Annotated in this window: 21 protein-coding genes and 2 riboswitches; of the genes, 1 reads left to right on the forward strand and 20 read right to left on the reverse strand. The window is 47.4% G+C overall.

The features are described 5' to 3' along the window. Window positions 1–2 precede the first annotated feature (2 nt). On the reverse strand, window positions 3–686 hold the full coding sequence (locus tag MKX68_RS08560) for a response regulator transcription factor (protein ID WP_192135550.1): 684 nt from the start codon (window positions 684–686) through the stop codon (window positions 3–5). A 215-nt stretch (window positions 687–901) separates the two neighbouring features. Between MKX68_RS08560 and MKX68_RS08565 the strand changes: the two genes are divergently transcribed. After that, complete coding sequence (locus MKX68_RS08565; RefSeq protein ID WP_340910804.1) at window positions 902–2662, forward strand: alpha-glycosidase; 1761 nt, start codon at window positions 902–904, stop codon at window positions 2660–2662. 174 nt (window positions 2663–2836) lie between these two features. On the opposite strand, the gene sdaAA is transcribed toward MKX68_RS08565, so the two are convergent. The 19 genes from sdaAA to pxpB all read right to left on the reverse strand — a co-directional run bounded on the left by sdaAA (window position 2837) and on the right by pxpB (window position 25629). Beyond that, window positions 2837–3814 (reverse strand): L-serine ammonia-lyase, iron-sulfur-dependent, subunit alpha, encoded by a 978-nt coding sequence (gene sdaAA, locus MKX68_RS08570; protein WP_340910806.1) that lies wholly within the window; start codon window positions 3812–3814, stop codon window positions 2837–2839. Then, entirely contained in the window at window positions 3804–4493 is a 690-nt protein-coding gene (sdaAB, locus tag MKX68_RS08575) for an L-serine ammonia-lyase, iron-sulfur-dependent subunit beta (protein WP_340910808.1), read from the reverse strand. Before sdaAB ends, sdaAA begins: the two co-directional genes overlap by 11 nt. A gap of 142 nt (window positions 4494–4635) precedes the next feature. Continuing rightward, window positions 4636–4771: riboswitch (glycine riboswitch) on the reverse strand. A 4-nt stretch (window positions 4772–4775) separates the two neighbouring features. Next, window positions 4776–4900: riboswitch (glycine riboswitch) on the reverse strand. A 149-nt stretch (window positions 4901–5049) separates the two neighbouring features. Further along, the gene (locus MKX68_RS08580; RefSeq protein ID WP_340915542.1) at window positions 5050–6207 is read right to left on the reverse strand and encodes a LolA family protein; all 1158 of its coding nucleotides are present in this window, start codon (window positions 6205–6207) and stop codon (window positions 5050–5052) included. Then, window positions 6143–7633: a sensor histidine kinase gene (locus MKX68_RS08585; RefSeq protein ID WP_340910810.1), complete on the reverse strand. Its 1491-nt coding sequence runs from the start codon at window positions 7631–7633 to the stop codon at window positions 6143–6145. Before MKX68_RS08585 ends, MKX68_RS08580 begins: the two co-directional genes overlap by 65 nt. Further along, window positions 7630–8340, reverse strand: a complete 711-nt coding sequence (locus MKX68_RS08590; protein WP_340910812.1) for a response regulator transcription factor — start codon at window positions 8338–8340, stop codon at window positions 7630–7632. The genes MKX68_RS08585 and MKX68_RS08590 overlap by 4 nt, the downstream gene beginning before the upstream one ends. Before the next feature lie 192 nt (window positions 8341–8532). Further along, complete coding sequence (locus tag MKX68_RS08595) at window positions 8533–9525, reverse strand: phosphotransferase enzyme family protein (RefSeq protein ID WP_340910814.1); 993 nt, start codon at window positions 9523–9525, stop codon at window positions 8533–8535. A gap of 223 nt (window positions 9526–9748) precedes the next feature. Next, window positions 9749–10504, reverse strand: a complete 756-nt coding sequence (gene pstB / locus MKX68_RS08600) for a phosphate ABC transporter ATP-binding protein PstB (RefSeq protein ID WP_036616781.1) — start codon at window positions 10502–10504, stop codon at window positions 9749–9751. A gap of 12 nt (window positions 10505–10516) precedes the next feature. Further along, on the reverse strand, window positions 10517–11404 hold the full coding sequence (gene pstA / locus MKX68_RS08605) for a phosphate ABC transporter permease PstA (protein WP_026081329.1): 888 nt from the start codon (window positions 11402–11404) through the stop codon (window positions 10517–10519). A 2-nt stretch (window positions 11405–11406) separates the two neighbouring features. Beyond that, window positions 11407–12342 carry a phosphate ABC transporter permease subunit PstC gene (gene pstC, locus MKX68_RS08610; protein WP_017690972.1) on the reverse strand — a complete coding sequence of 312 codons (936 nt, stop codon included), beginning with the start codon at window positions 12340–12342 and terminating at the stop codon, window positions 11407–11409. A 115-nt stretch (window positions 12343–12457) separates the two neighbouring features. After that, window positions 12458–13384 carry a phosphate ABC transporter substrate-binding protein PstS family protein gene (locus MKX68_RS08615; protein WP_338590379.1) on the reverse strand — a complete coding sequence of 309 codons (927 nt, stop codon included), beginning with the start codon at window positions 13382–13384 and terminating at the stop codon, window positions 12458–12460. Window positions 13385–13946: 562 nt separating this feature from the next. Then, entirely contained in the window at window positions 13947–15239 is a 1293-nt protein-coding gene (locus MKX68_RS08620; RefSeq protein WP_047840355.1) for an arsenic transporter, read from the reverse strand. 187 nt (window positions 15240–15426) lie between these two features. Beyond that, window positions 15427–17514 carry a methyl-accepting chemotaxis protein gene (locus MKX68_RS08625; RefSeq protein WP_339786770.1) on the reverse strand — a complete coding sequence of 696 codons (2088 nt, stop codon included), beginning with the start codon at window positions 17512–17514 and terminating at the stop codon, window positions 15427–15429. A 173-nt stretch (window positions 17515–17687) separates the two neighbouring features. Next, on the reverse strand, window positions 17688–18755 hold the full coding sequence (locus MKX68_RS08630; protein WP_340910818.1) for an EAL domain-containing protein: 1068 nt from the start codon (window positions 18753–18755) through the stop codon (window positions 17688–17690). Window positions 18756–18969: 214 nt separating this feature from the next. Beyond that, window positions 18970–21219: a bifunctional 2',3'-cyclic-nucleotide 2'-phosphodiesterase/3'-nucleotidase gene (locus MKX68_RS08635; protein ID WP_036673194.1), complete on the reverse strand. Its 2250-nt coding sequence runs from the start codon at window positions 21217–21219 to the stop codon at window positions 18970–18972. A 477-nt stretch (window positions 21220–21696) separates the two neighbouring features. After that, window positions 21697–22113, reverse strand: coding sequence for a pyridoxamine 5'-phosphate oxidase family protein (locus MKX68_RS08640; protein WP_074093246.1), 417 nt, complete (start codon window positions 22111–22113; stop codon window positions 21697–21699). A gap of 453 nt (window positions 22114–22566) precedes the next feature. Beyond that, complete coding sequence (locus MKX68_RS08645; RefSeq protein WP_339786778.1) at window positions 22567–23025, reverse strand: NUDIX domain-containing protein; 459 nt, start codon at window positions 23023–23025, stop codon at window positions 22567–22569. Window positions 23026–23111: 86 nt separating this feature from the next. Then, window positions 23112–23885: a LamB/YcsF family protein gene (locus MKX68_RS08650; RefSeq protein ID WP_340910823.1), complete on the reverse strand. Its 774-nt coding sequence runs from the start codon at window positions 23883–23885 to the stop codon at window positions 23112–23114. Further along, complete coding sequence (locus MKX68_RS08655) at window positions 23885–24916, reverse strand: 5-oxoprolinase subunit C family protein (protein ID WP_340910826.1); 1032 nt, start codon at window positions 24914–24916, stop codon at window positions 23885–23887. The genes MKX68_RS08650 and MKX68_RS08655 overlap by 1 nt, the downstream gene beginning before the upstream one ends. Beyond that, a complete protein-coding gene (gene pxpB, locus MKX68_RS08660) occupies window positions 24913–25629 on the reverse strand; it encodes a 5-oxoprolinase subunit PxpB (RefSeq protein WP_340910828.1) in 717 nt (238 codons plus the stop codon). The genes MKX68_RS08655 and pxpB overlap by 4 nt, the downstream gene beginning before the upstream one ends. Window positions 25630–25632: the final 3 nt, after the last annotated feature.

Consider the following 25632-nt stretch of genomic DNA (forward strand, 5'->3'; position numbering starts at 1 on the left):
GATCATGGCTTCTTCACACGATATCCCACACCACGGACCGTCTGAATAATTGCAGGATTGGCCGGATCAAGCTCCAGCTTTTCGCGTAGATGCCGAATATGTACCATTAAAGTTTTGTCCCCATCCAGATAGGGCTCGTTCCAAACGGCTTCATAGATCTGCTCTTTGGTTCGAATCATGCCCATATGTCGTAGCAGGTAGGCGAAGATGTGGAACTGTTTTCCCGATAAAATAATCTCATCCCCCGTCTCCTCATTAACGATCCGGTTGTCCTTCTCATAGATGGAGAGATGATCCAGCTTCAGGGCAGCATCCGTGGATACCGCTGTTCCTGCCTTACGCAGCTGTACTTCAATCCGGGCAGCCAGTTCATCGGGGTGAAATGGTTTGGTCACATAGTCATCGGCAAAATCAAGACCGTGTAACTTGTCGTCAATAGACGTTCTGGCCGAGAGCATGACAATGGGCACGGCAGGATGTTCTTTTTTCAGTCGCTGGCCTACCGTAAATCCATCCAGCCCGGGCAGCATGACATCCAGAATAATGAGTGAGCAACCGACAGCAGCCTCCGCTGCACCTTCACCACTGCCGAGCCATACCACCTCATAACCGCGCTCCTCCAGATCGGCTCTGACCCAAGTCGCAATTTCCGTATCATCTTCAATATATAACAGTTTGGTTTTCATCCGAATAATCGTTTCCTTTCTGCCCTCATTGGGTTAATGATATATCTGAGCATCATCATGATAAAAGCTGTCTATACCATATGGATTCATGTCTTGTTGAAGTCTCGCGTTATCACGCATTCTAATTATAGCTTATCCATTAACTCGGGTAACGTCATATCCATCAAGTCTACCAAGTACATACTAGTTCTACACCTGACGGGAGGAAATTCATTATGCTGCTGGAAGCCATCTATCATCAACCGAAACGAAACTGGGCCTATGCCTATGACCAAGATACAATCCATCTGCGTTTGCGTGCCAAAAAGAATGATCTGACCGAGGTACATGCCCTGACCGGGGATAAATATGCGTGGGATGCAACCAAAGCGCTGGTTCCCTTAACGAAGTTCACCTCTGACTCCATGTTCGATTACTTCGAAGGCGAAGTGAAACCTCCCTACCACCGACTCAAATACTCTTTTCTGCTCAAAAGCGGCGAAGAACAGATCTGGATGACCGAGACGGACTTCCAGGAAGAAGAACCGGACGATCCGGGTCGTATGTTCCAGTTCCCTTATATTCATGCCAGAGCTGTATTCACACCCCCTGCATGGGTTAAGGATGCGGTGTTCTATCAGATTTTTCCTGAACGATTCGCCAACGGCAACCCGGATATCAGTCCGGAAAAGGTAGAGCCGTGGGGCGGCGAGCCAACACCTTTCAATTTCTTCGGCGGTGACCTTCAGGGCGTGATCGACCATCTGGATTACATCAGCGATCTTGGCATTAATGCGATCTACTTCACACCCATCTTCGAAGCCACCACCAATCACAAATACGATACAGAAGACTACCTGCGGGTAGACCGGCACTTTGGTGACGCAGATACCGTGAAACGACTGGTCGAGCTGTGCCATGCACGTGGAATTCGTGTACTGCTGGATGCTGTGTTCAACCATTCCGGGAAGACATTTGCGCCGTTTGTGGATGTGCAGAAGAACGGAGAACAATCCAAATACAAGGACTGGTTCCATGTACACGAATACCCGCTGGACGTGAAGGACGGTATTCCTACGTATGAGACCTTCGGATTCGAAGCGCACATGCCAAAGCTGAATACGGAGAATGCCGAAGTTAAGGCCTATCTGCTGGAGGTTGCTGAGTACTGGATCAAGGAAGTGGGCGCGGACGGATGGCGGCTGGATGTGGCAGACGAAGTGGACGATGCATTCTGGCGCGATTTCCGCCGTGTAGTCAAAGCCGCTAACCCGGATGCCTACATTTTGGGCGAAGTATGGAACGAGTCTTCCTCCTGGCTGCAAGGTGACCAGTTCGATGCGTCCATGAACTATCCGTTTACCGATGCCGTGAATGCTTTCTTTGTGAAAAATACAATGCACGCCGAACAGTTCGCGAACTCCATCGGACGACAGTTGTCCCGTTATCCGCTTCAAGCCAGCGAGGTAGCGTTCAACTTGCTCGACAGCCACGATACCCCGCGGCTGCTCACGCTGTGTGAAGGCGACCAGCGCAAGATGAAGCTGGCTGCGTTATTCCAGTTCAGTTATATGGGCGCTCCGTGCATCTATTACGGAGACGAGATTGGCATGGACGGCGAACATGATCCAGGCTGCCGTAAATGCATGGAATGGGACGAAGCGAAGCAGGACCGGGAGCTGCTCGACTTTTATCAGAAATTGATCTCCCTGCGTCATGCTCACCCTGCCCTGCGTGCAGAAGGCACCGTTCGTTTCCTGCAGGCTCGTCCCGATGGCAGCCAACTGGTATTTGAGCGGCAAAATGAGGAGGAACGCATTCTGGTTCTGTTCAATCGATCAGAAGAGACGGCTATTGTCGAGCTGGAGGCTGGTGACGAGGAATGGACCGAGTTATTCGGCGGAAACCATCGTACCGCCAAGGAAGATGGCGTACTCGCCATTGAACTGCCCGCGTATGGATATGCCGTACTGAGTACGGCTGTGAGCCAGGACTAGAGTCATAATACACATACATCTGAAGTCACATATAAATAGCCTATCTTCGCTTCATCTGGCAGCATAAAACAAGCGTCCTGCAGAACCCGGATTTAGGTTCGCGGACGCTTGTTTTTGTATAGCCGTTATACATCATAATGTCACTGATTTATATATCGATGGTCCCGGTTCAGCTTAAACCTGAGTATCCTTGTCCACTTGAGCATTGTCCGCCCCACTTGTAGTTGTGTCAGAATCCGCTGGCTTTGACTCCGACTCAGGCTCGGCACGCTTTGCCTTTGGTTTAGCCAACTTCTGCATCATTTTGCGGCCGGTTGGTGTCTGGGCCAGTCCGCCCTGGGCTGTCTCCCGATGGCGGCTCGGCATCGCGCTGCCTACTTCCAGCATGACGTCGATGACTTCGTCTGACGGAATGGCGCTACGCACTCCGGCCAGGGCCATGTCAGCCGCAGCCAGCGCCGTAACCGCACCCAGTCCATTACGGACGATGCAAGGAATTTCAACGAGGCCTGCAACCGGATCGCAGATCAGGCCCAGTGTATTTTTTAACGCCAAACCAACGGCATGAACGACCTGTTCCGGTGTACCTCCACGCAGTTCAACCATGGCACCCGCAGCCATGCCGATAGCTGAACCCACTTCCGCCTGACAGCCACCTTCGGCACCGGAGATAAATGAATTGTTGGCAATAACATAACCAATCGCTCCCGCACAGAACAACCCGTTCACCAAATGTTCGTCCGTCCAGCCAAACCGCTCTTGTGAACTGATAAACACACCCGGGATGATGCCGCAGGAACCTGCTGTTGGTGTTGCCACAATCCGCCCCATGGAGGCATTCACTTCAGATACACACAGGGCATACGCCATGGCAAGTGCGGAAGCATCTCCTGAGCAAGTCTCACCCTTGCGAATGTACTCGGCCATTTTTTTACCGTCTCCACCTGTTAATCCACTGCGTGATGTTGTATCTTCCGTTAACCCTTTGCGTACCGCTTCCTTCATCACCTGATAATATTCAGACATCTGCTTCACAACATCCGCTTCCGGTGTATTGGTCTCCTGAACCTGCTCCTCGATCATCAGCTGAGCAATGGTTTTGGATTCCGCTGTACAGATCGTATTCAGTTCGTGCAAATGTTTAAACCGCATCCGAATCAACTCCTCTCTTCAAATCGATAACACGAATGTCTAACACATGGTCCAGCTCCTTTAGACGCTTGAGCATATCAGGATTAGGTACACCATCCATTTCCATCGCGGTAAGTGCTTCGCCATCACGGGCTTTCCGGTCCACCTGCATATAGCCGATGTTAACCCCGGATGAACTGATCGTGGACGTTACCGATGCAAGCACCCCTGCCTTGTCTGCATGTCGCAGAACGAGTGTTGGAAACTCACCACTAATCTGAACACGAAAATCATTCATCGCATGCACCGATACACTGCCACCACCAATGGATGCACCGATTAAGGAGCAGGCACGTTCTCCATGCCACAACTCAATTTTGACCGTATTCGGATGAGGAGCAGGCAGGCCACTTGTATAAAACTCAACCTCCATGCCTGCTTCCTCTGCGTATTGCTCTGCATCCGGGATACGTGGATCGTCTGTGACATAGTCCAAAAGACCGCCGATCAGTGCCAGATCTGTTCCGTGCCCCTGATACGTGTCAGCGAATGAACCGTATAACGTCAGCCGGGCACGATCTGGCTTACATCCCAGCCACTGACGAGCGATTCTTCCTAACCTTGCCGCACCAGCTGTATGTGAACTTGAAGGCCCCGTCATGGACGGACCAATAATTGAGAAAACATCTTTAAATCGCACCTTTTAACCCTCCATTATTAATCATGATTCATATTTGTAAAATGTATTCGTCATTTCGATCCAGGAGTTCCATCCACAATGTCCCCTTATTTAGGGGGTATGATGACATCAAAAAAGGACAGAAGAAGGCCTCAGGCCCTCTCTCTGTCCTCGATACCTGAGAGTTTCACGATCAGCAGTGTCTCACGACAAGGTGCATTGCCTGCGATTACAGACAAGTTCACCGGTCTGACTGATCATATACCCCTTGGGTGGCGCAGTTCGCGCACTCTCCAGAGTTGCGTCCAACGATGGTACATTTACCTGAGAGATTAACCACTGCGCCGGGTGCGTAGCAGCTTGCTCCTTCGGTGCCTGAGCACTAGCCATTGTGCTCGGCTAACCCAGGACTCTCCCGCTCGTTATCATCCGCTTATATTCACTTCCTCGTTCAACTCACATCGAACGTGTGTCTTCTGTTCTATTGGATCATATCTGGTACATATACTTACAGATTAATATGCTACACATTATATGTCAATAAAAGTGACGTATAATTACCATCTTTATCAACTCATTAGGAATGATTAGGCAGCTTCAATTCATTTATCCAAGCTTGAAGCTTCTCTTTCGTCCATCCTTCGTTCTCACCCATGATGGAGTACCGCAAGCCATTCTCACTCCATGATATGTTCCGAATGCTCTTCATATATGAACCCTCGGTGTTACGAACCTTAATCTTGGCTTCATCCGGCATTAGTGTATCGTCCACATTTTCTTCCGGCATCTTGAATACCGTCAGGCTGACTTCTACCTTGTCGTTACTTACATAATACAAGGTTACTTCATCTCTGCTCAGCTCACCGCGCAATGTAGACATTTCGATCCGTGATAGTTCGAATTCTCCACTCATGTCCTGTAGGAACGGCTGTTCCAACGCTTTTTCCGCTTCCTCTAGAGTCACTTCGGAATTCTGCATCATATCGTTCAAGTCCTTCACATCGACCTCCTTAGGGATGTCAATTACGAAAGTATCCTTTGTGAATTCAGGGTCATACTGAATCGGATCATAGACCATTTCTGATTTTCCATCCCCATACGCGCTGTTTACTTTGACAATCATCCACGTTTTGGGATCTACCCAATACTCTGAAGATATGGAGAATGCGCCTTCTTCTTTTGGTGTCAATTCAATATGAATGACGTCCTGTCCATGAAGTTTCTCCTGTCCCATCATATTCACATCATGCGTAGTACGTAACCGCTCTAGTTGATCGAGCAATATTTGCTTCTGGGTTTGATTAGGTTGTTGTGACACGGATGATGCATCCATGGAATATGCTGCCCCTGTTTCTTTTTCATATATGATGATCTTCTTTCCATCATTAACTGCGTAACTGACATTGCCATTCTCTGATGTTTCCGTGCGCTTTCGTCCGGTTTCACCATCTACCCATTCCTTAATTTGCATCGTGTTAGTCAGCTTGTCATCCGCCCATATCTTCATCACACCTTCCGCATAATACGAGGCGGGTTCTGTTTCTGCTGAGACAACCTTCTCAATCATCTCATCTCCTGACATAGCCAGCATATCCTTCTCCGCGCAACCTCCAAGCAGGGCGCCTGCCAACACAGCAGTACCCAGCATCATCCATCCTTTTTTCATCATCTTATCCACCCTCTCTGCGTTTACATTCTCCATGTTCAGGCAATCGGCATGCTGCCAGCGTTCCATATCCTTCGTATGACCACATGCGCATATCCCCTCCGTGCTTTATTGCAACCCGTTTGGCTATACTCAATCCCAATCCCGAACCACCTGCATACGTCTTCTCCTCCTGATTCTGGTGTTGAACATAGGGTTCGAAGATACGAATGAGCTGTTCCTCAGGAATAGCAGGACCTTCGTTTTGTACTATGATCAATGTTGCTCCAGCCCTGTAGTTATCCAATTCAGCTCTAAGCGAAGGAATAATCCATTCAGGAAGCTCCCAATCTGAAGCAATAACCCCTAGTCCCATTACACCGTTCGTCCTTGTGTGGCGTAGTGCATTATTTATCAGATTATCTGTCAGGCGCATCAGTTGTTCGGGATGAACTCGGTACAGTTGATCTGTGCGGACATCCATCTTCACGTCAATCTGACCACGCTCGGCAAGTCCCTCATAGCTCCCAAGCAGCATATCAAAAAACTCTTCACCTTCCACCTTAACCATGGCCATCTCCGATTCACTGGAACCCAGCGCCGTATACATCTCAAGTTCACTAATCATCTGTTTCATCCGCTCCACATTTCCGAGCAGCACATCCTGATATTCCTGCCTTTCAAGGCGTTTCAGTTGACGATCACCGTTAAGTACTTCCGTATAGGCACTAATGGACATCAACGGTGTTTTCAGATCATGGGATAACGAGGCGATCATGAGCTCTTTTTCTTTTTGCTCCCTCTCCACATCGGCCTGAGTATGTCTGATCTTGTTTTGCATTGCATCAAACTGTTGGAGCAAGATGCCCATTTCATCATGACGAACAGGTACCTCATCCGTAGCAGCCTCTCCCCGTGCAAAAGCATCCATTCGTTCTATAAGATATTTCATCGGCCGAAAGAGCTTTCGAGATAGCAACCACAGCACTGTTCCGTATAACAGGATAAAGAAAGTAGCAGCGAGACCCATGACCCAGGTAGTCCGCAAGGAAATGCCTTCTAGCCAATCTCCACGCAGCATGACGATTTCGTAAATGCCGACCAACTCACCTTTTTCCCACACGGGTTTCTTCAACGAGAATGTACGATGACGAATCTGTAAGTTGTACAAATTACGATACAGCTCCGCCCCCCCAACGGTGTAAGCTCCAGCAGACCATGTACTCCCCCCTGATGTGTACACCCGAATCCCTGTTGGTAAATACAGATCAAAGTTCACCCGACCATTCTCCAATTCGGAGAGTGCAGCGAAAACATCAGGCGAGTGCAGCTGGTACAGTCCCGGGTCAGATAAAGCCAGTTCAATAGGAGCCAATTGTCTGGACAACTCTACATATTCTGTTACGGCACGCTGATCATTGTAATAGTTATACAGGGAGTACAGCGCCCACCCAGCAGCGACAGGCAGCAGCATTACAATGAGGAAGGCAAGCATTAACCAGTACTTCAACTTCATTCCTCAGGCTCCCCCACGAACCGGTAACCACTGCCCCACACCGTCTGAATCCAGCGTGGATGATGGGGCTCGTCACCAAGCTTGGCCCGAAGGCTCTTCACATGAACTGTGACTGTACTCGAGTTCCCCGCCTCTGGCTGACTCCAGACATGTTCATACAATTCCGCCTTGGTAAACACCCGGCCCGGATGAGAAGCAAGCAGTGTGAGCAAAGCCCACTCCTTGTTGGTTAATGCCACATGTTCTCCATGAACCTGTGCGCGCTGATTCAAATAATCAATCGATAACCCATCGTTATACTGTCTATCTGTCGAATCCGGCTCTACGCCCTGATATCTGCGGTACCTATTCAGATGAGATTTAATGCGAGCTGTAAGTTCCGTTAGACTGAAGGGCTTCGTAATATAATCGTCAGCTCCCAGCCCAAGCCCCCTGACTTTGCTCTCTTCCTCGATTCGAGCACTCATCATGAGCAGCGGAACATCGCTGATCAGTCTAATGTTTTTGCATACCGTGAACCCATCCATTTCCGGCAGCATCAGATCCAACAAGACTAATTGATAGGTTCCCTCCCTAAAGTCTTCCCAGCTCTCCAAACCGCTTGATGCCCAAGTTACCCCATAACCCTCATGACGTAGATGATCTCTCAAAATACGGGCAATCTCCGGATCATCCTCCACCAGCAATATATTCTCGCTGTCTCTCATCGCTGCTTCATCCTCCCATGACTATATTGTAGCTAAGAAAAGTTGACTCTCCTCAGAGTTTATACTTTCTTCATAAATGTCCATTACGATCGTTATCTAATGCATGCAAAAAGAGCACCCCGATTGTTCAGGACGCCCAGGTAATATTCACAATCTTAATCCTAAGTTATAGCTCATAGAAAAGGAAACACCTCACAATTCGTAGAAGATACTCTTGTTCTGTACATAAGGTCTGCAATACTTGCTGCATAGCTTCGGCATGCGATCTTTCATCCATTCGTGCCTCGACTCATTCGCCATCTGAAAGGCATAATAACCCAGTGTAAAGATCAACATGAACCCTTCCATTAATCGGATATCACGATCCGTCAGTGGCGCGATCGGTTTGGTATAACCGGATAAGAATATGTCACGTTCCTCCCGATTAAACATAAGTGCTGCCCCTCCGGCATCAAAAAGATAATAACCATAACCGTGTAGACAAAAATCAATCATGGATATCCCCTGATCCGTTATCAGCAGATTGTTGCGAGTAATATCCCCATGAATGATCCCCCATGTCCCTGCGTGCTGCGGGTATGTTTCTAACTGCTCATTAATGTTCTCAAACGTCTCACGAAGCAGATCAAAGTCTTCCGTTGTAAAAATCCCCAGTCGGACGCCTTCCTCTAGCTGCCCTAGCATGAACAAGTTCTCATGGCTATTGCCATATGCCGGGCGCACCTTTGTTCGATCTGTCTGATTCTGCTCACGCCCATATTGATGAAGCATCTGCAGTTGTGCCCCAAGATCATAGATCTGCTCCGTTGTCAGGCGTTCTCCCTGCTGGATGTCCCTTCCCTCAATCCACTCCAGTACTGTACAGCAGATTTCTTTACCCGCTTCACTTTTCCATACCGTGACCCAGTCTCCCGATACATTCCGTACCGGATGCTGCACGCGCAATGCCGTCGTTGCATTTAACTCATGAAGCAGGTTCATCTCTGCCTCCAACGCAGGAAGCGTATGCTGAATGCCGGTCATACTTGCATATGCGGCTTGATGGATACGTAACAGATACTTCTGCCCGCTTGCTTCATCAACGACATGATACGTCAGATTCTCATTATGACGAATATATGAAACGACAGGTTTCTCAATAGCGTAGTTCTGTATAATCTGAGCTGCCATATGGTCGTAAGACATCTGATCCGTAGTGATTATCAGCATCTCCTTCGAAGTCATGTAAACGTTCTCTTCACACTAAATATCGTAGCATAATGTTTATCCCGCATACAGAAAATCCCACTAAAATTATAAATTAAAAAAGCACAACCCCCGAACAACCGTCCAGGCATTGTGCTTTCTTTTGTCTCTATTATTTCTTTATCTCTCTGTCTATTAATCTATGTTACACTCCATGATCCAATTAACCGAAACGTCCCATAATGTATTCTTGCGTCAGACGATTGTCCGGGTTCGTGAAAATATGCTCTGTATCCCCGTGCTCAATCATGCTTCCCAGATAGAAATAAGCTGTATAATCTGAGATGCGTGCCGCCTGCTGCATGTTATGGGTAACAATAACAATCCGCAGCTCCTTCTTGAGCTCGGTAATCAACTCTTCAACTTTACCCGTAGATACCGGGTCAAGTGCAGATGCCGGCTCATCGAGCAGCAGAATCTGTGGTTCAACAGACAAAGCGCGAGCGATACATAGGCGCTGCTGTTGTCCGCCAGAGAGAGACAGAGCTGACTCATGCAGTCTGTCTTTTACTTCGTCCCAGAGCGCAGCACGACGCAAACTTTTTTCCACAATTTCATCCAGTGCCTTCTTACTCTTCGTACCGCGGTAGCGGGGGCCAAACGCGATATTGTTGTAGATGGACTTATGAAAAGGGTTCGGCTTCTGCCACACCATGCCAATCTTCTGGCGAAGCTTGATTACATCGGTTCCAGGCTCATTCAGATCGTTACCGTCCATCCAGATATGTCCCTCTGTACGGGAACCGGCAATCTCGTCGTTCATCCGGTTCAGCGACCGGAGGAACGTAGATTTACCGCAACCAGACGGCCCAATAAGAGCCGTTACGCTTGCTTCAGGAAACGTCAGGCTAATCTGCTTGACCGCCTGGAAATGTCCATAATATATGCTTAACTGTTCCGTACCAAAAGGTATGGCCATGTTGGTTCCTCCTTATTTCGAAGCTGTCATGCGGCGGAATACAACCCGACCGATCCAGCGTGCACTTAGATTGAACGCCAGCACGAGAATGACAAGCACGGCGGATGCCCCTGCTGCCACTTCTTTGGAATCTGGTCCAATACCTTCACTATTCACTTTCCAGATATGGACAGCAAGTGTCTCTGCCGGACGGAAAGGATTAAGTGGTGACCTTGGACTCGTCGGATTCCAATCTGTAAAGTCCAATGGTGGACTACTCATACCTGCGGTGAACATCAGCGCGGCTGCTTCACCGAAGATCCGGCCCGATGCCAGGATCGTACCCGTAATCAAGCTCGGCAATGCCACAGGCAGCAGAATGGAAGTGATAATCTTCCACTTGGACAGTCCAAGCGCCAGACCTGCTTCCTTCTGTTCCTTCGGAACGGCCCGGAAGGCCTGCTCCGTTGTCCGTACCATCAGTGGCAAGTTAAAGATCGCCAGAGCCAAGGCACCCGAGATCAGGGAGAAACCAAGACCAAATTGATTTACTAGCAGCAAGAGACCAAACAAACCGATAACGATGGATGGGAATGATGACAATACTTCAACGACCAGACGAATGAAGCTGGTAATCTTGCCTGGTTTGGCGTATTCCGCCATGTAAATCCCGCCACCCCATCCGAGTGGAATGGTAACAATCAAGGTCAGGACAAGCAAGAATACGGAGTTGAAGAGCTGTGGACCAATCCCGCCGCCACCCTTAAGCAACTGTGGTGCGCTTGTCAGGAAGTTCCAACTGATATGTCCAATACCTCTATACATGATAAAACCAAGCAGACCGAGCAATAGAATAACAATGAACAGGGCCAGTACAACGATAACGGATGTTGCAATTTTATCTACCGTCTTTGCCTTCATTTTCATACCCGGTTTCTCCTTTCAAGCAGGCGAACCAGAATGACGAAGACAAATGTCATCACCAGCAGGACAAGCGCCATACTCCACAGTGCATTGTTATGAACAGAACCCATCGTGGTGTTACCCATGCTGAGTGTAATAACACTTGTTAATGTTGAAGCTGATTCAAGCAAGGATGTTGGAACATGCGGTGCATTACCAATAACCATCTGCACAGCAAGTGCCTCACCAAAAGCACGGGCCATACCCAAAACGACACCTGTCAACAAAGCTGGCAAAGTCGTTGGAATAATGACACGGTAGATGGTTTGCCAGCGAGTGGCACCGAGTGCATAGGAGGATTCACGTAATCCTTTTGGCAATGCGGACAATGCATCTGCCATAATACTTGTCACCGTAGGAAGAATCATTACCGCGAGAACAAGACATCCGGCTGCAATCCCGACGCCTGTTCCACCAAAGATACTGCGAAGCAAAGGTACGATGACACTCAGACCGATAAATCCGTATACAACAGACGGAATTCCGGACAAGAGCTCAATCGCAGGCTGCAAGATCTTTTTCCCCTTACCCGGTACAATCTCTGTCATGAAGAGCGCTGCACACAGACCAAGCGGACTTGCAATAAGCGCTGCAAGCAAGGTTGTAATGAAAGAACCTGTAATGAACGGCAATGCCCCATAGAAAGCAGGTTCCCCCGTTGGATTCCACGTTTTCCCACCAAGGAATTCACTTATGCTTATTCCATTTTGGAAAAATGTTGATAGTCCCTTGGACGCTACAAAATAAACAATGGAAAACATGACAACGATCAGGAAAACGACACAAATCGACGTATAGATCCGTCCCGTCCACTCTTCCCAATAATGTTTCTCTTTTAAGGGCCGGCGCGGTTTCAACTTGTTATTCATTACCGTTCCCCCTTCGGTCTGTTCCATAACAACCATCCTTCTATAGTAGAATTAATGCAAAATATGGGATTATTTTAGAGCAAACCGCGTAAAGAGGCGGGACCTAAGTCCGCCTCTTTCGCTGTATGCGCAAGTTCAAAGATTATTGAACCACATTACCTGCTGCATCGCGTTTTACTTTCATACCTGACATTGGAATGTATCCAAGTTCTGTCACGTCATTTTGTTGAATTTCGTCACTCAAGATGTAGTCCAGGAATGCTTGTGTTGCTGCATCTGGCGTACCTTTCGTGTACATGTGCTCGTAAGCCCATACTGGATAAGTTCCTGCTTCTACGTTCTCAACTGTTGCTTCTACACCTTCGTATTTCAACACTTGCAAGCTGTCATCCAAATAAGACAAGGCAAGGTAACCAATAGCACCTGGCGTTTCAGATACCAATTTTTTTACGTTACCAGAAGAATCTTCTTGAATCGAACCTTGGATATCACCCATTTTTGCACCCAATGCATACTTCTCGAAAGTTGCACGAGTACCGGAACTGCTCGGACGGTTTACAATAACAATTGCTTTATCCGCGCCGCCAACGTCTTTCCAGTTTGTTACTTTACCGGAGAAGATGTCGACCAGTTGTTGCTTCGTCAAATCTTCTACACCTGCATCTTTGTTGCTAACTGGCGCCATAGCTACTACTGCTACTTGATGGTCAACCAGTTCTTTTACTTTGGCTTCGTCCTCCAGTTTCTCTTCTGCAAATACATCAGAGTTACCGATTGTAGCTTGTCCGTCAGATACTTGTGTCAAACCAGTACCACTACCGCCACCTTGAACTTGAACCGTTACGTTCTTATATTCATCAACTGCCATAAATTTCTGTCCAGCTTGTTCTACCAGAGGTAGCAATGCTGTCGATCCGACTGCCAGAATGTTACCGCTAAGCTCAGTAGCAGCTTCTCCTGATCCATTGCTTGCGGCACCCTCTGTACCAGCGTCATTTTTCGATCCGCATGCTGCGAGTACCAGTACGAACGTTAAGGTCATCAAAATAAACGGCAACTTTTTAAACATGTTTTGTTTTCCTCCCCCAATGTAGTGATGGCGTTTTGTGAATTTGTTTGTTCACCATCAACTCTTTACTCATTGTAGTTTCGGTATGTCATCTTAAAATCAATGTTTTGTAAACGCAATGTTAAAAATATCGGCTGTATATTGAAACATTTGGGATTTATTTGGCGCTGAGGTGGCCGCTTCGGGAGTGGACGTTGCTTCAATCGCTGTTATCCCCGGATTTATATGATTTACTTTTTATATAGAATACATCCGGGGATAAAGGCGAACGCTTCGCTTTTCCACAATCGTTCCGCTCCCTGCGCTGTGTCAGCGCTTGTTGGATCTCAGGCATTTCAATCTCCTGCCTGGGGAGTAGGCAAAGAAGGCCAGCCCTACAATGGGCTGGCCTTCTTTCAATGCTTAGGCGCTTAATTGAAATAGAAACTTCATTTCTTCTATAGAAGAAATGAAAGAGGAACAAAAAACTGCCTCGCTGCCAGTGCGTAGCACCAGCTGTGAGAGCAGCTTTTACATTACAACAGAATTACCTTATTGATACTTAATGTAAAATCTAATTTTACTAACCTAGGATCCATAACCACAATGCCAACCCGGCTAGGGTAATTAACAATGTTGGAATCGTCAGGATGATGCCTGCTTTGAAATAATACCCCCATGTGATCTTCACACCTTTACGGGATAACACGTGCAGCCACAGCAATGTGGCAAGTGATCCAATCGGGGTCATTTTGGGACCCAGGTCAGAACCAATGACATTGGCATAGATCAATGCTTCCTGAATAATACCTTCGGTATGCGCGCCCTGGATGGCTAGAAGGTTAATCAACACGGTTGGCAGGTTGTTCATCACTGATGATAATACAGCAGCGATGATGCCCATCCCGAGCGAAGCAGCCAGCAGACCATGCTCTGCTATGGCATCCAGCCAGCGGCTCAGATGATCCGTTAACCCTGCATTACGCAGTCCATATACGACGATATACATGCCCACCGAGAACACCACAATCGACCATGGCGCTTCCTTGATGACCCGTTTCAGATCAACAGCCTCGCTCTTGCGTGCCAATAAAGCGAACAGCAACGCAACGGAGCCAACGATAACTGACACGGGAATCGGCAGAAACTCACTGGATGCATAGGCAACCAATAACAGCCCAAGCATGAACCAGGCGATTCGGAACATCCGTGGATCACGTATCGCTTCCTTCGGGTCACGTGCCGCGGAGATGTCGTAGCGAAGGGGTATGCTTTTGCGATAGAACAAGAACAACATCCCCGTACTCGCTACGATCGAGAATAGATTGGGTACAACCATGCGTACCGCATACTCCACAAAGGTAATACCAAAGAAATCGGCCGATACAATGTTAACTAGATTGCTGACGACCAGCGGTAACGATGTGGTATCGGCGATAAATCCACTCGCCATCACAAAAGCCAGCACCATGCGCTCATCAAACTTCAATGCACGCACCATTGCCAGCACAATTGGCGTCAGAATGAGCGCCGCACCATCATTCGCGAACAGAGCAGACACAGCGGCCCCCAGCAGAATGGAGTAGAAGAACAGTCTGCGACCGTCTCCTCCAGCCAGCCTTGCCATATGAAGGGCAGCCCATTCGAAGAAACCCGTCTCGTCGAGAATGAGAGAAATCATAATAATGCCGACAAAGGCCAGCGTTGCATTCCATACAATAGATGCCACATCCGAGGCATCGTTTAAGCTGACAACTCCACATAGCAGGGCAAGCAATGCCCCGCCCGAGGCAGTCCAACCGATACCCAACCCACGAGGTTGCCAGATTACCAAGGTGATTGTCACTACAAAAATCAGTATTGCTACGTATACCATAGAGCCTCCTGCTGTACCCTGTATCCATATATTATTTCGTTAATTCGATCTTGTTTTGTAAGATTACACCGCTATATGCGCAGAATAACCAGACGATATATTTATACAGGGCTACAGGAGCAATGTCTATCTTTATTTTCTTCTATTATAAAATGCATGGTAAATTGTGGTGGTAAAATGCTAGGATTTATTCTTTGCCCTTATCCTTCGGTGTATCCTCTACCATCTTGAACATGCCAAGCAATCCTTGCAATTGTTCTGCCATACTGTTCAGATGTGCCGACGATGATGCAATCTCTTCTACCGATGCCAGTTGTTCTTGCGAAGATGCAGACACGGATTCTGTATTCGCAGCCGATTCCTGGGTCACATTCGAAATATCACTCATCGCCTTGGCAACGTGGGAAGCTCCACTCTCCAGTTGTTTCGTTGTTGCGGACAAGTCATCCAATGTATGAACCGCATCTTCCACCGCCTCCCGAATCTGAGCAAAGGATTGTCCTGATGTATTCACGGCCTGAATTCCTTCTCCTACCCGAGTCTGAGCCGCATTCATAGCGATTAGAGCGGCATCCATGTCCTGACGGATATTATGAACCACCTCACCGATCTGCGCTGCCGAACTTCCGGATTCTTCTGCCAGTTTGCGTACCTCACCGGCTACAACTGCAAACCCACGACCCGCATCTCCCGCTCTTGCCGCTTCAATAGAAGCATTTAATGCGAGCAAGTTCGTTTGTTTGGAGATGGATGCAATGACATCAACCATACTACCAATCTCAACGGAACGAGCATTCAGAGATTGAACCACAGTCCCCAGCTGCTCCACCGTTTCCTGGATACTGTTCATCTGCACCACAGCCTGTCCTGCTGCCTCATTACCAGAAGTAGCTGCTCCGGACGTATTCCGCATATTCGCCGTAATCGATTGCACACGCTCCGACATCATTCGAACATCTTCTGCCATTCGGCTCATCTGTCCCGATCCGTCTTTCACGCTGTTTACCTGCTGCTCTGCACCTTCAGCCAGTTCCTGAATGGCCTGTGTTGAATGTTCAATCGCTTTGGTGGTTTGTTCTGCACTGGCAGACAACTCTTGAGAAGAAGCAGATACCTGCTCTGTCGTTTCCTGTACGCCCAGAATCATCATTCGAAGGTTATCGACCATACGTTCAAAATACTTCGCAAGTTCTCCGACTTCATCTTTACGCCCTGTTTCCATTTTCACGGTCAAGTCACCTTTACTCACGGCTCTGGCAGATTCCTGCAGTCGTTTAATTGGACGCAGCATGGAGCGTGTAAACCAGATAATAAAGATGAGTGTAAGGAACGTAGCTGCCAGAATAACAATAAATGTGGCCATGCGAATATCCTTACTCGCATTGGTTATTTCACTCTTGAACATCGTGCCGGCAATTTTCCAGCCCGTTGCTTCATTTGTTGAGAAAATCATCATTTTCGGCTGATTGTTATACACGTAATCGAATTGGCCTTCTTGACTCTGATACATCTCATCAAGGGTGCCGCTAGTTTCCTGTGTACCTGCATCTGCTATAGGGGAAACGACATAGTTTTTGTTTGCATCCATAATAATGACGTAGCCTTCTTTGCCCACCTTAATGGATGCCTGTTCTCGCAGGTCTGTCAGATCCAGAGATAAACCGATAACACCGGATTGATCCTTTAATGTTTTGGAAATAAATACAACTGCAACACCATCGGTATTAACAGACACAGCTGATACAACAGCTGTACCTGGCTTTTCCATCGCTAGTTTGTACCACTCCCGCTCCCTAGGATCATAAGCATCTCCCCGCGTACTGCTCGCTGTTGGTTTACCTCGAACCATGACTCCGTCTGTTGTTCCCACAAAAATATTCATGGCATCGGGATGCAAGCCCAGGTATTGCTCCAGCTTCACCTGAAGCTCCGGACTATCGTTCTCCCCTTTGATCAGGCTCGGATCAAGGGCATCCGCGAAATAGTTAATGTCATGAATCTTGTAATTCACTTGGCTTTCTACAATGGTATTGGCAGTGCTCACACTTTGCATGGCACTATCTACTAATTGTCCTTGTACGCCATCTTCAGCCATCGTTAGTGTGATCAAACCGACTGCCAAGCTTGGCAGGAGTAGAACGGCCAGGAAGGAGACCAATAGTTTGTTCCTTATATTCCAGACGAAACCTTTCTTTTTCTTCTTTTTATTTTGATTATGTTTTGGTTTGGCAGGTTTCGCTGCTTTCATTGGTTTATTATCCTGAGTTTCACTCATGTCTTTCTCCCCCTCAAAATGTAAAAATGCCCTCTTTCTTTGTATGTATGGATTAATCTCAAAGGCTTATCTTATATATCGGCTAAATGAGGGTATTTATTTGAGAGAAAAATGTGCAGGCACGCCAAACAAGCCACCTCTGATCAGAAGCGACTTGTACAAGGTACAGGTTACTAATTATTCCATGAATTAGATGAAGTATTGGAGTATGGACCGCCTGGGGGTTTTGCCGAGGGTTTACCAAAATAGTAGCCCTGTGCAAGCTCAATACCTATGGAACGACAGAATTCAAACTCTTCCATTCGTTCGATCCCCTCGGCAAGGACTTGCCCTCCAAATCGACTCGACATCTCAACAATATGAAGAATTTTCTGCTGTTTGGTCGAATCCTGATCACAACGGTCAATAAGACTTCGATCTATTTTGACAAAATCCGGTTCTAACCGATTCATCAACTCTATTGTCGAATATCCGGCACCCACATCATCCAGTGCAACCGACATTCCACGAGAACGATATACCTCAAATATTTGCTGCAAGATGGGCATATGCTGAATCTGCTCTGTTTCCACGACTTCAAACACAAAATCTTTAGGGTCCAGCGAAAGACGTTCAATCGCTTCAAACGTATGTGTCAGACAATATTCGGGATTATATATGGAGGAAGGCAGAAAATTTACGAAGCGTTTGACACCATGCGGCAGAAAAAGGGCACTGGTCTCAATAGCAGTAATACGCGCCAATCGATCCAGAAAAGAATGTAGTCCAGTCTCACGCGCAACTTCAAATAATTCATAGGAACTGAAGGATTTTCCATTCTCAGCAGGACGAAGCAAAAACTCATATCCGATAATCTGCTCCGATGCATCAACGATGGGTTGCATATGACTGCTGAATTGATGCTCGAGAATAATGGAAACAAGCTCCGCATGTTTGAAACGGGACTCCTGCATGGTTAGACTAATCCAACTTTCTTCATTAGCCTGTTCGTAAATAGGCATAATCTGAACAGTTAGGGAATCACGTAATGTCGGATCAATTTCGCCGATCTCTTCTATTAAGTTCTGAACTGTCTCAAGATTCGAAAAATGCATCCACATCATGTCATCCGACGTCTCGATAAGTCTTCCCGGCGTTTGTAGCGTTTGTAGCGCTTCCAGCAAAGCGGGGGAAATGGGACGCAAGTACAAGGTACCTTGGCCCTCTATAGGATAGATTGGACTGCAGCCACTGCAATTCATGTAGGACCCCCCTTGCCAATTTAGATTCCATGTCCATTAATGTTCACTTGTATATACCCAAAGTTTGTAAATATTATATCATGGGTCTTAAAATTAATCTCTACTGTTTTGATGACTTCCTGTATGACGGTTCTTGGAACAAATATATTCAAATTTGCAGAAAAAAAGACCGACAGTCTGATGACTGTCGGTCTCCTCCTCAGCTTATTAAACTTTAAGAAGCGGGAATCACGATTTTCTGTCCAACTTTCAGGTTATGCACATTTGAGATCTTGTTAGCTGTCGCAAGTTTGCGCCAGTCCACACCATATTTCAAACCGATACGGTACAGGTTATCCCCTTTTTTCACCACATATACCACTTTGTTGTTGGTTGCCGGTTTCTCAGGTTGTGGCTTAGGCGTCGGTGTTGGCGTTGGTTTAGGCGTTGGAGCTGGCTCCGCACCTGTTTCAGGTGTTGTCGTTGCTTCACCTGTCAGTTTCAAGCCATACTCTGCAAAACCTTCATTGTTTGTACCGATGAATGACATCGCCGGGTTCGCTTCAACCAGATCTTTCGCATCCGGAGAAGAAGCAAACACAACTTCAAGATCGTTCAGCGCTGCTGCAGTTACACCAGCAGATGGTTTGATTGGTGCCAGGGACCAGTTGCCGTCCGCTGCTGGATTAATCGTTTTATTTTCACGAATGTAGTCGATGATCACTTGACGGTTCTCATCCGGTGCAGCCAGAACGATCCGTTTGCCGTCCGGGTTAGCAAGTTTGGATGAAGAAGCACGGTAGTTATTTGTCGCTACAATGAATTTTTGTGCTGGGTCAACCGGTTTGCCGTTAAAGCTCAGATCCTTGATCCGGCTTGCAGATGCATTAACAATCGTAGCTTTGCTATCGTATTTGGCTGGTTGGGTCACATCAATCTGATACGTTACACCATCGATAACATCGAAGTTATACGTTGGGAAGTCGTTGTTGATCAGTTGTTGTTGTCCACCTTTAGCCGGGTCGATCTGGTTGAACTGGCCTGCAGACCATTCCAGCCATTCTTTCAGTTCTGCGCCGTTAACCATTACAGCATGTACCGTATTTGGATATACGTACAGGTCAGCAACGTTTTTGATCGCAATGGTGCCTTTAGGGATATTCGTGTAATACGAAGCGCCTGAACGTCCACCGGCTTTGAATGGTGCACCTGCGGACAATACAGGGATTTTCTCATATTCCGTACCTTGCATATGTTTTTCGACATACCATTTCTGTGCATTCGTTACGATCTGAATGGATGGATCATCCTGAACCAGAGCGAAGAAGCTGTTGATAGGTGCAGTCGTTTCGCCCACCGGACCACGAACATACTCCAATGTACCTTCATGCTCTTCATGAACCGCATCAATGATGTCCTGATCAGCCTCTACTAATGGTTTTTTGCCCGCTGTGTCATAGATTGGGCGTGCTTCCGTTTTGGAATCGACCACTTTCCATTTGCCATCCACTTGTTCTAGATCCAGATCAATAATCCCCAGGTGATCACCCCAGAATCCTGGCTCTACAGCAGGAACGCCGTTAATGGTGCCCTTTTCCAGGTCAACCCCTTTTTTGCCGGCAAAATCAGCACTTGGGAACACTTTGTGGGCATGTCCAAATAGAATGGCATTAATGCCTTCAACTTGGCTCAGATACAGTACGGAGTTCTCCATCAGATCCGTTTGAGGAATTTCCTCAAATCCGGAGTGAGGAATAGCTACAATAATGTCGGCACCTTCGGCCTTCATTTTCGGAATGAATTTTTTCGCGGTAGCAATAATATCCTTGGCGATTACTTTGCCTTCAAGGTTAGCGCTGTCCCACTGCATAATTTGTGGCGGTACAAATCCGATCACACCTACTTTGATCGTATGTTCTTTGCCAGTCTCATCCGTTACTTTTTTATCCAAAATCTCATACGGTGTGAAATAGTTCTTGTCATTTGTCTCATCATCATCACCATCGTCTACATAAACATTGGCATTAATGTAAGGGAAGTTCGCTCCCTCCAGCGTCATGTCCAGGAAGTCCAGACCATAGTTGAACTCATGGTTACCGATGTTACCTGCATCATAATCGAGCAGATTCATCGCTTTATATACAGGGTGAGTCTCACCCTTTTTCAGTGGATCAATTTTCGCAGAGTAGTCTCCCAGCGGATTCCCCTGAATCAGATCCCCGTTATCAAACAGCAGGCTGTTCTTCGCCTCGTCACGGGCTTTCTTAATCAGTGTAGCTGTTTTGGCGAGTCCATACTGGTCTGTCTCTTTGTCGGAATAGTAGTCATAGTTAACCAGGTTGGTATGAATGTCTGTGGTTTCCATGATCCGCAGTTTTACCTTGGCAGCATCCGCAGCCGATACAGGTACTGGAAACACCGCAAGCACGTTTAATGCAACCAAAGCGGCAGTCAGGCTTGATAATACTTTTTTACTCGTCTTCAAAATAACCCCTCCCGGTTATGTACATTGAATCATGCATTAATGGGCAAACGAAGAGCGCAGAAAAAAGATAGATTTCATGGGTTGTGCGTACTGACGCTCTGATGACATGCATCGGAATTTCAGGTAAGTTTATCTCACATGAACATCTATTTATGTCTGTGCTTGTCGTTTACATTCCAAATCATAACGCAATGTTCAGACATTGAAAAGCATTATTTTTTACATTACCCGCACATACATAGGCGAGTTTACATTATCATGCGTGATTTCGACATTTTTTTCAACATTTTAGTAGGTATATAGTGCTTATTATCTTTAAAATACGTATATTACACGTGTCTTACATGTAAATCCAATTAAGCGTTATTCATCCATACCAAAAACCGTGAAACCTTAAGGGCTTTCACGGTTGGATTAAACTCTGCGCGTATTTTCGCATAAGGACGCTACTTTGCAGAGGTTATTTTCATATTCGGATTATTGTTCCCACACATGATGCTCATGATCTTTCCCTGTGTATTCAATACGAGTCGGGGTGATGTCCAGAATGACATAGTTCGGATCATTAGGTCCATCGAACCACGCCTTCAGTTCATCGTTCCACACTTGCTCACGCAAACCTTCGTTCTTTGTCACTTCACAGGTTCCTTCAATCTCAACTACTTCCTTGGAACCACCAGCCTCGTAACCAAGTAGCAGGCTAACATTCGGATTATTCTCCAGTTCCTCTACTTTGTGTGTACGGCGGTTCGTTGCCAGATGAATGTTCAGTCCATCGTTGAAAAGCGCCATATAGCGGGATTTCGGTTTACCATTCTCCACAGTTGAGAAGCTGCAAAAAGGGTTGTTTTCCAATGCTTTTACAATGTTTTGTTCCAATTCAGTCTGGTTCATGGGAAGTGCTCCTTTCGGTTTGGGGGTATTTGAAGACCGTTGTAGGCGGCCGTTGCGGGTACGGATCGTTCTTTGGATCGCTGTTATCCCCAGATTTTTTTGATTCCCTTTTCTCAAAGGGAAAATCCGGTGATAAAGGCGAACGCTTCGCTTCCTCAGAATCGATTCCGTCCCCTCCACTACGTCTACCGTTCTTCCAATTAAGTGTGAATAATAAAAGTACAAAGAGTAGTGTAGTTGTTACTACCTCTTTGTGTTTAATGACAGTTCATTATTCTCGTATTACTATAGACAGCTTAATGCAAATGCTTTTGTAATAAGCCTGTACTTATAGTGTACCCACCTCACCTATGGTGAATCCATGAACCGATACGCTAACGTGACAAAATTGGAAAAGTTCTTTATAAAATTGTTTACATAAAGGGGTTATCGCTTAAATTCTTCATCGCTGATTTAATTCAGATCTCCAAGATAGATTGATGAAGAGCCCGATTGAAGAAGCAACTCACCTATGGTTTTTGGATATAAACGAATCTGAGACAGCTCTTCAAGTGCAATCCATTCCACGGCGACTTGATGGTCGTCTGGATTGGAGCCTTCGAAAATAGTTGCCCCCGGATCGATCAGGCTGCACGCAAAATAAAATTCAACCTGGTGGATGTCTGCATCCCACTCGGCGAATTCATGATTTTTTCCGATATACTCTCGAATATGTAACAGCTCTCCCACGTTCACAGCCTGACCAATCTCCTCCAGACATTCACGCGCGACCGCATCCTTGAGTTCTTCACCTTTCTCCTGTCCTCCACCTGGGAACACATAAGCCGTACCATATTGGTCTTCCAGCCGGATGACCAGCAATCGTCCATCCTGCACAATGACAGCCTTCGCGGAGTTGCGTATGGGTTTCATTCTGTTGATCCACTCCTTGTCATTCTAAAATTTCAAAGTTCAATCCGAACAACCTGATACTACTATCGTTCTGCTGAAAAGGCGTATCATCCTGTTGTATGCGCGGATAACTTAATACCTTCAGATTCCAGCACACGACGAATCTCTTGAGCAAATGCAAAAGCGTTTGCTCCGTCACCGTGGATACAGACCGTCTCTGCCTTAATGGAAACCAGCGTACCATCCGTGGATACAACCACGCCGTCTTTCACCATCTGGAGCACTTGAGCAATCGCTTGTCCTGATTCTTCAATGAGGGCTCCAGCTTGGCTTCGAGGAGTTAACTTTCCGTCCGCCCCATAGGTTCGATCCGCAAACACCTCGCTCACACTGCGCATACCGATGCGATCCGCGGCGTGAATCAGCTCACTGCCCGCCAGACCATACAAATACAGATCAGGCTGTACTTGATAGATCGCCTCCACGATGGCTTCAGCAAGCTTCGTATCTTCTGCAGCCATATTGTATAAGGCACCGTGCGGTTTCACATGATGCATTCGCCCCCCACTTGCCCGTACAAAGGCATCCAGCGCACCAATCTGATACACCACCATGTCATAAGCTTCCCGTGGCGTTATGTCCATACGCCTTCTGCCAAACCCTTGCAAATCCGGCAACCCGGGGTGGGCTCCAATTGCCACCTGATGCTCTAATGCCCTCTCCACCGTTAGCCGCATCGTAGCCGGGTCTCCTGCATGAAATCCGCAGGCAATATTGGCTGATGTAATCAAGGGTAGAATGGCTTCGTCCGACAGCGTGCGATATATACCATAACTTTCGCCCAGATCACAATTGATATCCAAAGTTTTTGAGGTATTCATTAAGTGCCCCCCATTCCTGCCATTCTTCTGCGTATCAACTTATCCATGAGCTGCATATTGATTTCCTGTTCCATATACAACTGCCGGGCTTGATCATGCGTAATCTGTTCAAAAGAAATTCGGGTTCCTGGCCTAGCCTGAGCCAAGATTGGCATATCCACCCGAGCTACCTGGGCAATGACAGGATAACCTCCAATCGTCTGATGGTCTGCCATCAAGATGATGGGCTGACCATCCGGTGGCACCTGCACCGTGCCATAGGTAACCGCTTCAGACAGCCGATCCAGCGGCTGATCCAGCTGCAGTCTGGAGCCCTGCAAGCGGTAGCCCATCCGATCGGATTGCAGAGAGATCACGTATTTTTCGGCATAGAATTGTCCCAGACTTGCCTCACTGAACAGCGAACTATCCTTGCTCTCCAACACACGAATAACAGATCTCCCATAATAGTCAGGTCTCTCACGTTCAGATAAAAACCACGCAGGGGCCAAAAATCGTTGATCCCGCTCACTCTCCTCTACCTGCTGCTCAAGACGCTTCATCCAACCTTGCGCTTCACCTGAAGGTTCACCTATGGATAACAGATCGCCCACGCGTAAGGCTCGCCCATCCATACCGCCAAGACCTGTCTTGAGATCTGTACTTCGACTGCCCATCACTTCAGGCACAGCTATTCCACCCGCAATCGCCAGATATCCACGCAAGCCATGACGACATGGGCCAAATTTCAGTACACTTCCAGCCCGCACCAGCACCGGACGCCACAAAGGTACGGGCAGATGATCCACCGTTGCCGTCAGATCGGCCCCACATAATGAGATGAGCTGGCTCTCCTGAAATAGAAGCTCCGGCCCCGTCATCGTCAACTCCAGCACTGCCGCATGTCGGGAGTTGCCCACAAGCATATTGGCTGCTCTGGCTGCAAAGGTGTCCATGACCCCGCCAGGATGAATACCATACCGGCGATAGCCGGTTCTGCCTTCATCCTGAACGGTAGATAACAGACCAGGGCGAATCACTTCAATACTCATCGTTCGCCCTCCTTCCGCTTCAACGCCAGATAGTCCTGCATCGTAATCTGTTCGAATCGAACCCGATCACCTGCTGCCAGCAAACTCGGTACGTTCTCATCCGGCCGAAACAACCGGAGTGGCGTTCGTCCAATACATTGCCATCCCCCGGGTGTATCCACCGGATAGATTCCCGTCTGTTTGCCACCGATACCTACTGTGCCCGCCTCAACCCGAAGCCTTGGCGTTGCCCGTCTGGGCGTAGCAATCTGTTCAGACAACCCGCCGAGATACGGAAAACCCGGTGCAAATCCAATCATATGTACGAGATAATCCCCGGATGTATGAATCGCAATAACGTCCTCTGCGGTCAGTCCATGCTCACTGGCAACATAGTCCAGATCAGGCCCCCACTCTCCACCGTAACATACGGGAATCGTGACTGTTCTGGGCTTGTTTTGTACGGATTCCTTCAATTGATTCAACTGCTGAAGCAGAGTGCGGCATAACTCGGGGTAAGGGGAGATGAACAGATCATAAAATACTGTAACGGACGTATATGAAGGCACCCATTCGATCATGGCTGGCAAAGTGCTTTTTTCCAGCAAAGCACACACAGACATCACTCTGCGCTGCACAGCGTCAGACAATTGATCTCCACACTTGATGATAACCGCTGCCTCACCCAGCGGAGATAAAATCTCCTCTGTCCATGCATACGTCAATTCGGTCATACG

Source organism: Paenibacillus sp. FSL M8-0212 (assembly GCF_038004645.1).
Classification (GTDB): domain Bacteria; phylum Bacillota; class Bacilli; order Paenibacillales; family Paenibacillaceae; genus Paenibacillus.

Coding starts and splice junctions, on each gene's coding strand:
- MKX68_RS08560 (WP_192135550.1), bottom strand. CDS start 686: ATGAAAACCAAACTGTTATATATTGAAGATGATACGGAAATTGCGACT.
- MKX68_RS08565 (WP_340910804.1), top strand. CDS start 902: ATGCTGCTGGAAGCCATCTATCATCAACCGAAACGAAACTGGGCCTAT.
- sdaAA (WP_340910806.1), bottom strand. CDS start 3,814: ATGCGGTTTAAACATTTGCACGAACTGAATACGATCTGTACAGCGGAA.
- MKX68_RS08580 (WP_340915542.1), bottom strand. CDS start 6,207: ATGGAACGCTGGCAGCATGCCGATTGCCTGAACATGGAGAATGTAAAC.
- MKX68_RS08585 (WP_340910810.1), bottom strand. CDS start 7,633: ATGAAGTTGAAGTACTGGTTAATGCTTGCCTTCCTCATTGTAATGCTG.
- MKX68_RS08590 (WP_340910812.1), bottom strand. CDS start 8,340: ATGAGAGACAGCGAGAATATATTGCTGGTGGAGGATGATCCGGAGATT.
- MKX68_RS08595 (WP_340910814.1), bottom strand. CDS start 9,525: ATGTCTTACGACCATATGGCAGCTCAGATTATACAGAACTACGCTATT.
- pstB (WP_036616781.1), bottom strand. CDS start 10,504: ATGGCCATACCTTTTGGTACGGAACAGTTAAGCATATATTATGGACAT.
- pstA (WP_026081329.1), bottom strand. CDS start 11,404: ATGAAGGCAAAGACGGTAGATAAAATTGCAACATCCGTTATCGTTGTA.
- pstC (WP_017690972.1), bottom strand. CDS start 12,342: ATGGAACAGACCGAAGGGGGAACGGTAATGAATAACAAGTTGAAACCG.
- MKX68_RS08615 (WP_338590379.1), bottom strand. CDS start 13,384: ATGTTTAAAAAGTTGCCGTTTATTTTGATGACCTTAACGTTCGTACTG.
- MKX68_RS08620 (WP_047840355.1), bottom strand. CDS start 15,239: ATGGTATACGTAGCAATACTGATTTTTGTAGTGACAATCACCTTGGTA.
- MKX68_RS08625 (WP_339786770.1), bottom strand. CDS start 17,514: ATGAGTGAAACTCAGGATAATAAACCAATGAAAGCAGCGAAACCTGCC.
- MKX68_RS08630 (WP_340910818.1), bottom strand. CDS start 18,755: ATGAATTGCAGTGGCTGCAGTCCAATCTATCCTATAGAGGGCCAAGGT.
- MKX68_RS08640 (WP_074093246.1), bottom strand. CDS start 22,113: ATGAACCAGACTGAATTGGAACAAAACATTGTAAAAGCATTGGAAAAC.
- MKX68_RS08645 (WP_339786778.1), bottom strand. CDS start 23,025: ATGAAACCCATACGCAACTCCGCGAAGGCTGTCATTGTGCAGGATGGA.
- MKX68_RS08650 (WP_340910823.1), bottom strand. CDS start 23,885: ATGAATACCTCAAAAACTTTGGATATCAATTGTGATCTGGGCGAAAGT.
- MKX68_RS08655 (WP_340910826.1), bottom strand. CDS start 24,916: ATGAGTATTGAAGTGATTCGCCCTGGTCTGTTATCTACCGTTCAGGAT.
- pxpB (WP_340910828.1), bottom strand. CDS start 25,629: ATGACCGAATTGACGTATGCATGGACAGAGGAGATTTTATCTCCGCTG.